Raw genomic sequence first — 14383 nt, 5'->3', positions numbered from 1 at the left:
CACCGGGACCAGGGGAGATGTGATCATGACGGACGCGGTGGAGAACGCCGGCGCGGTGTCGCCCTCGACGGGCGCGGCCCGGGGTGCCACGTCGGTTTCCGACGAGGTCGTCGAGAAGATCGCCGGTGCGGCCGCTCGTACCGTGCCCGGTGTCGCCGACCTCGGTGGTGACGTGTCCCGGTTCTTCAACAGCGTGTTGGACAAGGTCGGCCTGGACCAGGTGGGCGACGCTCGGCGGGGCGTGTCGGCCGACGTGAAGGGCGGCTCCGTCGTCATCAACGTGGTCCTGGTGATCGACGCCGGGCACGTCGTGACCGACGTGACCGAGGCGGTGCGGGCCGCGGTGATCGAGGCGGTGGAGAAGTACGGCCTCACTGTCACCCAGGTCAACGTCACTGTGGACGACATCGAGCTGAACCAGCCCGGGGCGACTGCCGGGGCCTGAGGCGTACCCGCCGGCGGCCGGCGACGGCTGCTGGGCCGCCCGTTGACCATCCACCGCGGACAGCCCGGGGCCGCGCCGTCCCAGTAGGCTCGCACCGCCCACCGTCGTCGGAGGGCAGGACGTGCCCGGACGCGGTGGTGCGAGGAGCAGGGAGCGACTGTGGACCTGGAAGCAACGCAGAAGCTGACCAGGGCGTCGGTGCCGGCCGGTGGCACGACCCAGGTCGCTGACGAGGTGATCGAGAAGATCGCCGTCGCGGCTGCCCGCGCGGTGCCCGGCGTGGCCGACCTGGGCGGGGACGTCGCCCGGTTCTTCAACGCGGTTCTCGACCGGGTCGGGCTGGACCAGGTGGGTGACGCCCGGCGGGGTTGCTCGGCCCATGTGACCGGGGACGCCGCCGTGGTCAACCTGGTGTTGGTGATCGAGGCAGGTCGGCCGGTGCCGGAGATCACCGGTCAGGTGCGCGCCCAGGTGACCGAGGCGGTCGAGGCGTACGGGCTGCGGGTGGACGAGGTCAACATCCGGGTCGACGACGTGGCGATGGGCGGGTCCGTGGGGTCGCCGACGGTCTGAGTCGGGTTGCGGCCGTCCCGTCCGGCGGGGTGTTACTTGCCGGTACGACACGACTTAGCGATCGTTCAGGTGGGGGCCTTACACTCGACGTGCAGTCGAGGACCCGAGGAGGAGCCCTGCTCATGGACGCCGACGAGATCGACGCCGGCCGGGCGCGCTGGCAGGCCCGGTACGACGCCGCGCGCAAGCGGGACGCGGACTTCACCACGCTCTCCGGGATGCCGGTGGAGCCCGTCTACGGGCCGCCCGAGGGCAGCGCGTACCCGGGCTTCGAACGGATCGGCTGGCCGGGCGAGTATCCGTACACCCGGGGTCTGTATCCGACCGGCTACCGCGGGCGGACCTGGACGATCCGGCAGTTCGCCGGCTTCGGCAACGCCCAGCAGACCAACGAGCGTTACAAGATGATCCTCGGCGCCGGTGGCGGCGGCCTGTCGGTCGCGTTCGACATGCCGACGCTGATGGGCCGCGACTCGGACGACCCGCAGGCGCTCGGCGAGGTCGGCCACTGCGGCGTGGCCATCGACACCGCCACCGACATGCAGACGCTCTTCGACGGCATCGACCTGTCCGGCGTCACCACCTCGATGACCATCTCCGGCCCGGCCGTGCCGGTGTTCTGCATGTACCTGGTCGCCGCCGAGCGGCAGGGCGCCGATCTGTCCAAGCTGGACGGCACACTGCAGACGGACATCTTCAAGGAGTACATCGCGCAGAAGGAGTGGCTCTTCGACCCGGAGCCGCACCTGCGCCTGATCGGCGACCTGATGGAGTACTGCGCCCGGGAGATCCCGCGCTACAAGCCGCTGTCGGTCTCCGGCTACCACATCCGCGAGGCCGGCTCGACCGCCGCGCAGGAGTTGGCGTACACCCTGGCCGACGGCTTCGGCTATGTCGAGCTGGGTCTGTCGCGCGGGCTGGACGTGAACGTCTTCGCCCCGGGGCTGAGCTTCTTCTTCGACTCGCACCTCGACTTCTTCGAGGAGATCGCCAAGTTCCGGGCCGCCCGCCGGATCTGGGCGCGCTGGCTGCGCGACGTGTACGGCGCGACCAGCGAGAAGGCCCTGTGGCTGCGGTTCCACACCCAGACCGCCGGGGTGTCGCTGACCGCGCAGCAGCCGGTCAACAACGTGGTACGCACCGCCGTCGAGGCGCTCGCGGCGGTGCTCGGCGGCACGAACTCGCTGCACACCAACGCGCTGGACGAGACCCTGGCGCTGCCCACCGACGAGTCCGCCGAGATCGCCCTGCGTACGCAGCAGGTGCTGATGGAGGAGACCGGAGTGGTCAACGTGGCCGACCCGCTCGGCGGGTCCTGGTACGTCGAGGCGCTGACCGACAAGATCGAGGCCGAGGCGGAGGAGATCTTCGCCCGGATCCGGCAGCTCGGCGGGGACGGGCCGCACCAGATCGGCCCGATGACCTCGGGCATCCTGCGCGGCATCGAGGACGGCTGGTTCACCGGGCACATCGCCGAGTCGGCCTTCGTCTACCAGCAGGCCCTGGAGAAGGGCGACAAGAAGATCGTCGGGGTCAACTGCCACACCGGCACCGTCGCCAAGGAGCTGGAGATCCTGCGCATCTCGCACGAGGTGGAGCTGGAGCAGCGTCGGGTGCTCGCCGAGCGCAAGAGCGCGCGGGACGAGTCGGCGGTCCGCGCGGCGGTGACCCGGATGATCGAGGCGAGCCGCACCGACGAGAACATGATCCCCGCCATGCTCGACGCGGTCCGCGCCGAGGCGACGTTGGGCGAGATCTGCGACGCCCTCCGCGCCGAGTGGGGCACCTACCGAGAGCCAGCCCGCTTCTAACCCCACCCACCCTCACCCCGCCCGCGTCGATCTTGCAGTTTTGGTGCCGTCATAGGGCGTAAATGCGGCGTATCGGCGACAGAATATGCAAGATCGCGGGGGGTCGGGGCGGGGCGTGAGAGTTGCAACGTCGGGGTTGCGGGTGAGCTGAGATCGGGGGCTCACGTGCGAGACTAGGTAACCATGAGCGACCCACGGATCACCTCGTCGATCTTCACCCGCGGCGCGGTCGACCTCAGCACGCTGCGTGGCCCCGCACCAGCAGGTACCCGCCCCGGCACGCCCCCGCAGGGCGGCCCGTCCAACGGCTCACCCGGTGCGCCCTCCGCTGGCGGTGACACCGCCATCGTGGACGTCACCGAGGCGACCATCCAGTCCGACGTGCTCGAACGCTCGATGGCCACGCCCGTCGTCGTGTTCTTCGGCGCGGCCGGCTTCCCGGAGAGCGACGAGTTCGCCCCGGTCCTGGAGCGGCTGAACGCCGAGGGTGGCGGCGCCTGGGTGCTGGCCCGGGTCGACGTGCAGGAAAATCCCCGAATCGCCCAGATGTTCCGGGTGCAGGGCATTCCCATGGTCTACGCGGTCGTCGGTGGTCAGCCGGTCGACGCCTTCTCCGGAGTGGTGCCCGAGCCGCAGTTGCGGCAGTGGATCCAGGCCGTGCTCAAGGCCGGCGGCGTGACGGTCGCCGAGCCGGAGGATCCGCGCCTCGACGAGGCCGACGACGCGTTGATGAGCGGCGATCTGGACGCCGCCGAGCAGGCGTACCGCAAGATCCTCGCCGACGCCCCGGCGGACGCCGCCGCCACCGCGGGGCTGGCCCAGGTCGGGGTGGCCCGCCGGGTGGCCGGTGCCGACCCGTCCGCCGCGCTGGCCGCCGCCGAGAGCGCCCCCGACGATGTCGCCGCCCAACTGCTGGCCGCCGACATCGAGGTGCTCAGCGGCCTGGCCGAGCAGGCGTACGCGCGGCTCGTCGCCCTGGTCCGGCGCACCGCCGGTGAGGATCGTGAGACGGCGCGCCAGCACCTGGTCTCGCTCTTCTCGATCGCCGGCCCGGACGATCCGGCGGTCGCCTCGGCGCGTCGGGCCCTCGCCAGCGCCCTGTTCTGAGTTCGTAGCACGCCAGCGCGGGCCGGCGTTCCGGCCGGCCCGCCCGACCACCGAGGACGGGAGCTCATGATGCGCCGGATCGCCGTCCTCGACGCGCCGACAAATCTCGGTCTACGGCCGCCGACGCCCACGTCGGTCCCGGGTTGCGCCAAGGCGCCCGGGGCGCTGCGTGACCACGACCTGCTGGCCCGGCTCCGGGCCCGCGACGCCGGCTGCGTCACCCCCGCCCGGTACGACCCGGGCGACTGGCGGCCCGGCGACGGGGTGTGTCACGCCCGCGAGATCGCCGACTACTCGCTGGCCCTCGCCGAACGCATCGGCTCGATCATCGACCGGGGCGAGTTCCCGGTGGTGCTGGGCGGCGACTGCTCCGTGCTGCTCGGCTCGGCCCTGGCCATGCACCGCCTCGGTGAGGCCGTCGGTGGGCGGATCGGGCTGGTCTTCGTCGACGGGCACTCCGACTTCCGGCATCCCGGCAACGCTTCCTACGTCGGTGCCGCCGCCGGAGAGGACCTGGCCCTGGTCACCGGGCGGGGGCAGGCGGACCTGGCCGCGCTGGAGGGTCGTCGGCCCTACTTCCGCGACATCGACGTGGTGGTGCTCGGCATCCGCGCCCAGGACGAGTACCGGCTCGACCTCCAGGCGGCTGGGATCACCACCCGACCGGTGCCGGCACTGCGAGCCGAAGGCGCTGCCCGGACGGCCCAGTGGGCGCACGAGCAGCTCGTCGACTGCGCGGGCTACTGGGTGCACATCGACGTCGACGTGCTCGACCCGGCGGTGATGCCCGCGGTGGACGCCCCCGACCCGGGTGGGATCGCCTTCGCCGAACTGGAGATCCTGCTCGCCGGCCTGGTTGACACCCCGCACTGCCTCGGCGTGGAGCTGACTGTCTTCGACCCCGACTACGACCCGGACGGCTCGTACGCGGCCGAGATCGTCAACACCGTCGTCGCCGGCCTGGCGCCGGTGACCGCCCCGGAGGCGGTGCCACCCCGGCTGCTGTCGCCCCGGCCGACGCCCAGCCCTCGGCGCACCAGCGACCGGGTGGAACGGCTTGACGGCGCGGCACGGCTGGACGGTGCCGAGCGGCTGGACGGCGTGGGGCGGCTGGACGGTGACGGGCGGTCCGCTGCGGCGGGGCGGCTGGACGGTGCTGCGCGGCTGGACGGTGCTGCGCGGCTGGACGGGCTCGACGCCGTGGGTCTTGCCGGCGGCGACGGCCCCGGTGGGGGACTGGCTGATGCCGACCGCGACGGCGCTGTCGATTCGGCGCAGCCGGGCCTCCTCGGGCACCCGCAGACCGAGCCGTCGGGAGTAGTGCCGGCGGTGATCCCGGCTGCGGTCGAGCGCGAACCGGTCGGCCCGCCCGCATCGGCGGGTCCGGGCCTGCTCCGGCGACCCGCGCAGCCCGCCGAGGACGTTCCGCGTCAGAGCTCAGTTATCGAGAACAGCGCAGATCTACACAAAGCCGACACTGCTTGACTCGAACCCGGGTCGTGGGCGGATTGATCGACTCGGGTTTCTTGAAGTTGGGGCATCCGGCCGCGCCGGATAGCGCGCTTTCCTGAAACCCGAGTGGATCAAGGCCGGCAGGGCCGCCCCGAGGCGCGATGTCCGGGCGCTTCGCCGCCCCCGAGGCGCGGTCGGCTCTGCGGTCGCGCCCCGAGGCGGGGCCGGCCCGGAGGCGCGGTCGGCTCTGCGGTCGCTCCCCGAGGCGGGGCCGGCCCGGAGGGCGTGGCCGGCTCTGCGTCACGCCCCGGGGCGGGGTCGGCTTTGCGCCGTGCCCCGAGGCGTGGCGGTCCGGGTCAGCTGGTGGGCAGGGCGCGGAGGAAGCGCTCGGCGATCGGGACGGCCGAGGCGGTGCTGGCCCCGCCCTTCTCCACGAAGACGGCGAACGCCACGTCACCCCGCCAGCCGACGAACCAGGCGTGGGTGTGGGCCGGGTTGTCGTCGTACTCGGCGGTGCCGGTCTTGCCGTACACCTCGCCCGGCACATCCTTGAGCGCGCTGCCGGTGCCGTTGGTGACCACCTCGCGCATCATCGTGCGCAGCGCCGCGACGGACTCCGGCTTGAGCTGCTCACCCGCCGGAGCCGACTTGGCCGGTGCCGGGTCGATCAGCAGCTTCGGCTGCTCGAAGCGGCCGCGGGCGACGGCGGCGGTGGCGCCGGCCATGGCCAGCGGGCTGACCAGCGTGGTGCCCTGCCCGAACGACGCCGCGGCCTGCTCGGCTGGGCTGCCGCCCGTGGAGACCTTGCCGGTGAAGGCGTCCGTGCCGAGGTCCCATTGACCCTCCAGGCCCAGCGTGCGGCCGGCGGCGGCCAGCCCGTCGCCGCCGAGCTTCGGCGCCAGCGCGGCGAACGCCGTGTTGCAGGACTTGGCGAAGTCGGTGCGGAACGGCACCGAGCCCAGCTCGAAGTTGTCGGAGTTCTTGAAGGACCGACCGTCCACGGTGAAGGTCTTCGGGCAGGCCACCGGCCCGTCCAGGGTGACCGCGCCCCGGTCCAGCAGGCCCAGCGTGCTGACCATCTTGAACGTGGAACCCGGCGGCACCTGGGCGTTGAAGGCCAGGTTCTCCCCGGCCGGGCCGGGGCCGTTCGCCGCGGCGAGCACGGCACCGTCGCTGACCCGGAGCGCCACCAGGGCGGACCGGCGTGCTTCGCCGCGCAGCGCCCCGTCGGCCGCGTTCTGGACGGCGACGTCCAACGTGGTCTTCAGCGCCTGCCCGGGCTGCGGCTCCCGCCGGAACAGTTCGGTGCCGGTGGGTTCGAGTTTGCCGCCCTCAGCCGGACGCTCGACCACCACGGTCAGCCCGGGGCCGCCGCGCAGTCGTTCGTCGTAGCGGCCCTGCAGCCCGCCGTGCCCCACCAGGTCGCCGACGACGTACCGGTCGGGGTGTGCGGCGATGTCGTCGGCCTGCGCCGGGTCGACGGTGCCGAGCAGCGCGCGGGCGAACTCGCGGGTGGGTGCCAGGTCGATCTTGTCGGAGATGAACTTGGTGCCGGGCAGGTCGTAGATCCGGGGCTTGATCTGCCGGTACGCCTCGTCGCGGAGCGACACCACCTCGACGAAGGCACCCGGCTCCGCCTCAGCCACCCGTTTGGGCAGGTCGGCCAGGTCGACGCCGGGGACCAGCGCCGGACGGATGGCCTTGAACGCCGCGTCGAGGTCCTTGACGAGCTTCTTGATGTCGGCGACCCCGTTGGGCTGCACACCCACCCGGACCACCGGGCGCGGGGTCACGAGCGGCTGGCCGGCGTTGTCCAGCACGGCGGCGCGGGCGCCGGTGTCGCGGCGCAGCGCCAACCGGTCGCCCTTGGCGAGCTGCTCGTGCACCAGCGTCGGCTCCCAGATCACCTGCCACTGGTCGTCACCGCCGTGGGCGAGCCGCACCTCCCGGTCGTACGCCCAGCGGGTCTGGCCGGGCAGGGTCCACTCCACCTGCACCGTGGTGGTGGCGATGTCCTTCGTGACCTTCGGCTCGCCGCGTCGCGTCAGGGTGGGCGGGGTGGCCGCCAGCTCGCCGGAGAGGTCCTTGATTTCGCGAGCCACGTCGGCCGACGGCAGTTTCGAGCCCAGCGGGTCGATCATGCCGACCGACTGGAGGTCGCCGCTGCGCCAGCCCGCGAGGAAGGCGTCAACGGTGCGCTGCGGCCCGTCGTCACCCGAGCAACCGACCAGGACGCCTGCCGCGAGCAGCGCCGTGCTGACCGCGGCGGCCAGGCGGCGAGCGGGGTTCGGCCGGTGGGGCCGGGGGTACGACAAGGTCATGAAGCTGGTCCTTCCGATCTCGGACTGCCCTCGCACGGTAGTACGTGAACGGCGTCCCCAACGTCCCCCAGGTGTTCGGCCGCGCTCAAAGATGGGCCGCACCCGTGTGATGAACATCGCGTGGCGGGGTATCCCGCAGCCGGCCAACCTCGGACCCGCAACGGGTGAAAGGACAAAGTCCCGATCCGGACGTCTGGCCAGTGGTCCGCCGACGAAGGCGCAGAACGGCAGGGCCTAGGCTGGGCGGCAGAGTGACCCACAACGCGGTGGGTCGAGGGGAGTGGCACCGATGGACCGGCGTCCGGCGATCAAACCGGAACCCGACCTCCGGCAGGATGACTCCGGCCGGGACGATGACAGCTTCGATTCGGCGACCGACGGGGACGGCTACGGCCGGCTCGACACGGGCGTCACCGGGCTGACCGGGTCGAGCATCGACACCATCTACGATCTGGGCCTGCCGACCGAGGCGTTGGCCGACGACGTGGAGGACGCGGAGCTCGACGAACCCGTTCCCAACGCGGAGCGCCTGGTGGCCCAGGCCGTCGCGCTCGCGGGGGACGACCACGACGCGGCGACACTTGTCGGCCGTTTCTGGCGGTTCGCCCCGGACGAGGAGCTGGTCGGCTTCACGGCGGAGGAGATGCTCGACGCGGCCCGGGCGCACCGGGACCTCGCCCAGCAGCGGGTGCCCGGCGAGTTGAAGCTGCGGATCCACGAACCGCACGCGGACCAGCACCACACGGTCGTCGAGATCGTCACGGACGACATGCCGTTCCTGGTCGACTCGGTGACGGCGCTGCTCAACTCGTACCACCTCGACGTGCACCTGCTGGTGCACCCGCTGGTGGTGGTGCGGCGCGAGCCCCTCGGCCGGCTCACCGAGGTCTCCGCTGATGTGGAGCCGGACGACGCGATCGCCGGCGACATCATCGAGAGCTGGATGCGGATCGAGATCGACCCGGTCCGGGACGCGGCCGAGCGGGACCGGTTGCGCCGCGAGTTGCAGCGGGTGCTCACCGACGTGCGGGAGGCGGTGGAGGACTGGCCGAAGATGCGTCAGCGGGCCCTCGCGCTCGCCGACGAGCTGGCCTCGGCCCGTACCTCCGACAATCGCCCACCGGTGCCGGAGAAGGACATCACCGACTCGGTGGAGCTGCTGCGGTGGCTCGCCCACGACCACTTCACCTTCCTCGGCTACCGCGAGTACCGGCTGGTGGACGCCGACGACGGCGATGCCGACGGCAAGGCGTTGGAGGCGGTGCTCGGCACCGGTCTGGGCATCCTGCGCTCCGATTCGCCGGAGGCGCGGTCGCTGTCCTCGATGACGCCCGAGGCGCACGAGAAGGTGCTGGAGAAGCGCCTGCTCATCATCACCAAGGCCAACTCCCGGGCCACCGTGCACCGCTCGGCGTACCTGGACTACATCGGCTTCAAGATCTTCAACTCCGCCGGTGACGTGATCGGTGAGCGGCGTTTCCTGGGCCTGTTCTCCACCGCCGCCTACCGGACCAGCGTCCGTGAGCTGCCGGTGGTGCGCCGCAAGGTGGCCGAGGTGCTGGACCGCTCCGGCCTGAGCCAGCGCAGCCACTCGGGCAAGGATCTGATCCAGATCCTGGAGACGTACCCGCGCGACGAGTTGTTCCAGATCAAGACCGACGATCTGTACCACGCGGTGATCGGCGTGCTGCGGATGGCCGGCCGCCGGCAGCTGCGGGTGTTCCTCCGTCGGGACGCGTACGGGCGGTTCATCTCCTGCCTGATCTACCTGCCCCGGGACCGGTTCACCACCCAGAACCGGCTGCGCATGCAGGACATCCTGCTGCGCGAGCTGAACGGTGTCGGGGTGGACTACACCACCCGGGTCACCGAGTCGATGCTGGCCCGGGTGCACTTCATCGTCCGTACCGACCCGACCCGGCCGCCCGGCGACATCGACGCCGACCTGCTGGCCGAGGAGTTGGCCGACGCCACCCGACTGTGGGACGACGACTACCGGTTGGTGCTGGAGCGCAAGCTCGGCGACGAACAGGCCAAGCACCTGTTCACCCGGTACGCCGACGCGTTCCCGGAGGGCTACAAGGACGGGCACACGCCGTACGAGGCGATGAAGGACCTGGCAAAGCTGGAGCTGCTGGAGGAGCCCGGCCAGCTGGAGATGCACCTGTTCCGCAAGCAGTTGGCGCCGCGACCCGGCACCCGGGTGCCGGGTGCGGACCTGGCCGAGGCGATGGACGTCCGGTTCAAGGTCTACCGGTACGGCGAGCCCATGATGCTCTCCGCCGTGCTCCCGGTGCTGCACTCGCTCGGCGTGCGGGTGGTCGACGAGCACCCGTACGAGGTGGACCGGATCGACGGCCGGGTCTACCTGTACGACTTCGGGCTCATGCTGCCCGAGGGACATCAGGAACTGGCCGAGGTGCGCCCGCACGTGGAGAACGCCTTCGCGGCGGCCTGGCGCGGCGAGGCCGAGGTGGACCGGTTCAACGAGCTGGTGCTGCGCGGCGGGCTGACCTGGCGGCAGGTGGTGGTGCTACGGGCGTACGCGAAGTACCTGCGGCAGGCCGGCACGGTCTTCTCGCAGGACTACATGGAGCAGACCTTCATCGCGTACCCGAAGCTCGCCGCGTTGCTGGTGGAGCTCTTCGAGACCCGGTTCGCGCCGGGGGAGCAGACCACCGAGCAGCGTCAGCAGCGCAGCGGTGAGCTGGTGGAGACGATCCGGGGCGCGCTGGACGACGTGGCGAGCCTCGACCAGGATCGGATCCTGCGCTCGTACCTGACGCTGATCGAGGCGACCCTGCGGACCAGCTTCTACCAGAAGCGCGCCGACGGGCGGCCGAAGGCGTACGTGGCGTTCAAGCTCGACCCGCAGGCCATTCCCGACCTGCCCGCTCCGCGACCGAAGTTCGAGATCTTCGTCTACTCGCCCCGGTTCGAGGGTGTGCACCTGCGGTTCGGGCCGGTGGCCCGGGGCGGGTTGCGCTGGTCCGACCGTCGGGAGGACTTCCGGACCGAGGTGCTGGGCCTGGTCAAGGCGCAGATGGTGAAGAACACGGTGATCGTGCCGGTGGGCGCCAAGGGCGGCTTCGTGTTGAAGCAGAAGCCGGGTGACCGGGACGAGGCGGTCGCCTGCTACCAGGAGTTCGTCGGCGCGATGCTGGACGTCACCGACAACATCGTCAGCGGGCAGATCGTGCCGCCCGAGGACGTGGTCCGGCACGACGAGGACGACCCGTACCTGGTGGTGGCGGCCGACAAGGGCACCGCCACGTTCTCGGACATCGCCAACGAGATCTCCAAGAACCACAACTTCTGGATGGGCGACGCGTTCGCGTCCGGCGGCTCCGCCGGCTACGACCACAAGAAGATGGGCATCACCGCCAGGGGCGCCTGGGAGTCGGTCAAGCGGCACTTCCGGGAGCTGGGCCTGGACACTCAGACCCAGGACTTCACCGTGGTCGGCGTGGGCGACATGTCCGGTGACGTGTTCGGCAACGGGATGCTGCTCTCCGAGCACATCCGGCTGGTGGCCGCCTTCGACCACCGGCACATCTTCCTCGATCCGGCCCCGGACGCCGCCACCTCGTACGCGGAGCGTCGGCGGTTGTTCGACCTGTCCCGGTCGTCCTGGGAGGACTACAACACGGAGCTGATCTCGGAAGGTGGTGGCATCTTCCCGCGTACCGCGAAGTCCATCCCGATCACGCCGCAGGTCCGGGCGGTGATCGGCCTGGACGACGACGTCACGCAGATGTCGCCGCAGGACCTGATGAAGGCGATCCTCACCGCCCCGGTGGACCTGTTCTGGAACGGCGGCATCGGCACCTACGTCAAGGCCTCCAGCCAGACCAACGCCGAGGTGGGCGACAAGTCCAACGATGCGATCCGGGTGGACGGGCGCAACCTGCGCTGCCGGGTGGCGGGCGAGGGCGGCAACCTGGGCTGGACCCAGCTCGGCCGGATCGAGTACGCGTTGACCGGTGGCCGGATCTACACGGACTTCATCGACAACGCGGCCGGGGTGGACACCTCCGACCACGAGGTGAACATCAAGATCCTGCTGAACACGGCGGTGGCCGACGGCGAGCTGACCACGGCCGAGCGGGACGAACTGCTGGCCGGGATGACCGACGAGGTCGCCGAGCTGGTGCTGCGGGACAACTACGACCAGGCGCGGGCGATCAACAACGCCCAGGCCCAGGCCGCCTCGCTGCTCCCGGTGCACCGTCGGATGATCAACGAGTTGGAGCGTTCGGGCGGGTTGGACCGGGCCCTGGAGGCGCTGCCGCCGGACGAGGAACTGGCGGTCCGCAGCGAGTCCGGGCTGACCGCGCCGGAGTTCGCGGTGCTGCTCGCGTACGTGAAGATCGTCCTGGAGCGGGAGATCCTCACCGAGGGTCTGGCCGACGAGGAGTGGACGACCGACGTCCTGGTCAACTACTTCCCGACGCCGATGCGCGAACGGTTCGCCGACCGGATGGGCCGGCACCGGCTGCGCCGGGACATCGTCACCACAGTGCTGGTCAACGAGGCGATCAACCGGGGTGGTATCTCGTTCATCTTCCGGGTGGTCGAGGAGACGGCGGCCAGTGCGGCGGACGTGATCCGGGCGTACGTGGTGGTCAGCGAGGTGTTCGGCCTGCGCGACCTGTGGGACGCGGTCGAGGCGCTGGACAACAAGGTGGCGCCGGAGCTACAGACCAGCGTGTACCTGGACACCCGCCGGCTGCTCGACCGGGCGGTGCGGTGGCTGGTCTCCAACCGGCGCTCGCCGATCGACGTGCCGGCCGAGATCGCCCGCCTACGGGACGGGGTCACCCGGCTGCTGCCCGGGCTGGAGGAGCTGTTCTACGGCAACGAGCGTCAGGGCATCGTCGCGCACATGGACTCGATGACCGAGCGTGGGCTGCCCCGCGAGCTGGCAGAACGGGCGACCCGGCTGATGTACAGCTTCGGCCTGATGGACGTGGTGGAGACCGCGAACGCCAGCGGTCGGGACGTCAGCGAGGTGGCCTCGGTCTACTTCGTGCTGTCCGACCTGTTCCGGGTGGACTCGCTGCTGTCGAAGATCTCCCTGCTGCCGCGGGAGGACCGCTGGCAGACGCTGGCCCGGATGGCGTTGCGCTACGACCTGTACGCCGCGTTGGCCGCGCTCACCGCTGAGGTGCTCGACTCCACCCCGGGTGACCTGCCGCCGCACGAGCGGGTGCAGCAGTGGGAACAGTCGAACGCCACGTCCATCCATCGGGCCCGACGGGCGATGGGGGAGTTCGACGAGTCGCGAGCGGATCTCGCTGCGCTGTCGGTGCTGCTGCGTCAGATCCGCACCCTGGTGCGGACTTCCGCAGCCGCCTGAGTCAGGTACGCCGGACGCGGTCCGGCCGGTCGGGAATCCCCGACCGGCCGGACCGCGTTTCGTTTCGTCGTGGGTCACGCCGCCAGGGTGGCGAAGACGACGATGTTGTCGGGGTAGCTCTTCGCGGCCTGGTCGAACTGGCCGCCGCAGGTGACCACCCGCAGGCCGGGCCGGTCGCTCGGTCCGTACACCAGCTCGGTGGGGAAGGCCGTCTTCGGGTACGACGTCACCGAGTCGACAGTGAAGGTGGCGGGCACGCCGTCGGCGCGGCGCACGGTGATGGTGTCGCCGGGGGTGAGAGCGCCGAGGTCGAAGAAGACGGCCGGGCCGAGCACCGCCGAGTCCACGTGCCCGACGATGACGGCGTTGCCCGTCTCGCCCGGGCTCGCGCCAGGTTCGTACCAGCCGGCCTGGTCGGCCTGGTCCAGCGGCGGGACCTGGACGGTGCCGTCCGGGTTGGTGCCCAACGACATGATCGTCGCGTCGACACCGATCCGGGGGATCTCGATGCTGGTCGGCGCCGACCGGGCCAGCCCGGCCGGCGCGTCCCCGATCGGCTGCCCGTCGACCGGCGGGGCGTCGTCGGCGGTGCTCGCCGGCCCGCTGGTCTGCGGGGCGGCCTGGGCCAACGGCTGCGGCGGTCGGGGGGCGGGTGTGTCCTTCAGACTGGCGCCGATCATGCCGGCGCCGATCATGGCCATGGTGACGACGACGGCCGTGCCGGCGGCACGCCACGGTTTCCCGCGACGGCCGCCGGCCGGTGTCGTCGTCACGTCAGACGAGCGAACCATCGGTCCGCCGACGACGCATCAGCACGATCCCGCCCAGCGCGGCAGCGCCGAGCAGGCCCGCCCCGCCAGTGGCCAGACCCCGGTCGGTACCGGTGCTGACGCCGCCGTCACCGCCGTCGACACCGCCGTGCGGCAGCACGACCAGCTCGCCCTCGCCGCAGGAGCCCTTGAGCTCGTAGCGACCCGGCTTCGCGTGCTTGTCGACAGTGGCTTCGCCGTAGTAGACGAACTCGCGCTCCTTGTTCCAGTCACGCTCGTCCGAGCCGCGCTCGTCCTTGCCGTAACCGCCGCGCTCGTCGGAGCCGTACTCGGAGCCGTGCTCGTCCTTGGACTCCCAGCCCTTGTCCGAGCCGTATTCCGAGCCGTGCTCGTCCTTGGACTCCCAGCCCTTGTCCGAGCCGTACTCGGAGCCGTGCTCGTCCTTGGACTCCCAGCCCTTGTCCGAGCCGTATTCCGAGCCGTGCTCGTCCTTGGACTCCCAGCCCTTGTCCGAGCCGTACTCGGAGCCGTGCTCGTCCTTGGAC

7 protein-coding genes and 2 pseudogenes are annotated in these 14383 nt (G+C 71.2%); 6 read left to right on the top strand and 3 right to left on the bottom strand.

What is annotated here, in order from left to right; all coding sequences use genetic code 11:
• Window positions 1-25 precede the first annotated feature (25 nt).
• The 5 genes and pseudogenes from QSK15_RS13005 to QSK15_RS12985 form a co-directional block, all read left to right on the top strand.
• Entirely contained in the window at window positions 26-445 is a 420-nt protein-coding gene (locus QSK15_RS13005; protein ID WP_285794493.1) for an Asp23/Gls24 family envelope stress response protein, read from the top strand.
• A 159-nt stretch (window positions 446-604) separates the two neighbouring features.
• Window positions 605-1018 carry an Asp23/Gls24 family envelope stress response protein gene (locus QSK15_RS13000; protein ID WP_030333243.1) on the top strand — a complete coding sequence of 138 codons (414 nt, stop codon included), beginning with the start codon at window positions 605-607 and terminating at the stop codon, window positions 1016-1018.
• Between the two features lie 122 nt (window positions 1019-1140).
• Window positions 1141-2829 carry a coenzyme B12-dependent isobutyryl-CoA mutase large subunit gene (gene icmA, locus QSK15_RS12995; protein WP_285794492.1) on the top strand — a complete coding sequence of 563 codons (1689 nt, stop codon included), beginning with the start codon at window positions 1141-1143 and terminating at the stop codon, window positions 2827-2829.
• Between the two features lie 183 nt (window positions 2830-3012).
• On the top strand, window positions 3013-3936 hold the full coding sequence (locus QSK15_RS12990; protein WP_285794491.1) for a tetratricopeptide repeat protein: 924 nt from the start codon (window positions 3013-3015) through the stop codon (window positions 3934-3936).
• 66 nt (window positions 3937-4002) lie between these two features.
• Window positions 4003-4969 (top strand): annotated as a pseudogene (locus QSK15_RS12985) (arginase family protein); the annotation flags it as partial.
• 775 nt (window positions 4970-5744) lie between these two features.
• On the opposite strand, the gene QSK15_RS12980 reads toward QSK15_RS12985, so the two are convergent.
• Entirely contained in the window at window positions 5745-7709 is a 1965-nt protein-coding gene (locus tag QSK15_RS12980) for a penicillin-binding transpeptidase domain-containing protein (protein WP_285794489.1), read from the bottom strand.
• A gap of 289 nt (window positions 7710-7998) precedes the next feature.
• On the opposite strand from QSK15_RS12980, the gene QSK15_RS12975 reads away from it, so the two are divergent.
• The gene (locus QSK15_RS12975) at window positions 7999-13068 is read left to right on the top strand and encodes an NAD-glutamate dehydrogenase (protein WP_285794488.1); all 5070 of its coding nucleotides are present in this window, start codon (window positions 7999-8001) and stop codon (window positions 13066-13068) included.
• Window positions 13069-13142: 74 nt separating this feature from the next.
• Here the strand turns inward: QSK15_RS12975 and QSK15_RS12970 are convergent, their stop codons facing one another.
• Window positions 13143-13841: a class F sortase gene (locus QSK15_RS12970; protein ID WP_285794487.1), complete on the bottom strand. Its 699-nt coding sequence runs from the start codon at window positions 13839-13841 to the stop codon at window positions 13143-13145.
• Window position 13842: 1 nt separating this feature from the next.
• Window positions 13843-14383: pseudogene (locus QSK15_RS12965) on the bottom strand (hypothetical protein); the annotation flags it as partial.

Source organism: Micromonospora sp. NBRC 107095 (assembly GCF_030269705.1).
GTDB classification, from domain to species: domain Bacteria; phylum Actinomycetota; class Actinomycetes; order Mycobacteriales; family Micromonosporaceae; genus Micromonospora; species Micromonospora parva.
Note: the sequence above shows the minus strand (reverse complement) of the source record. Positions and strands in the feature narration are given on the sequence as shown.

Coding starts and splice junctions, on each gene's coding strand:
- QSK15_RS12990 (WP_285794491.1), top strand. CDS start 3,013: ATGAGCGACCCACGGATCACCTCGTCGATCTTCACCCGCGGCGCGGTC.
- QSK15_RS12975 (WP_285794488.1), top strand. CDS start 7,999: ATGGACCGGCGTCCGGCGATCAAACCGGAACCCGACCTCCGGCAGGAT.
- icmA (WP_285794492.1), top strand. CDS start 1,141: ATGGACGCCGACGAGATCGACGCCGGCCGGGCGCGCTGGCAGGCCCGG.
- QSK15_RS12980 (WP_285794489.1), bottom strand. CDS start 7,709: ATGACCTTGTCGTACCCCCGGCCCCACCGGCCGAACCCCGCTCGCCGC.
- QSK15_RS13005 (WP_285794493.1), top strand. CDS start 26: ATGACGGACGCGGTGGAGAACGCCGGCGCGGTGTCGCCCTCGACGGGC.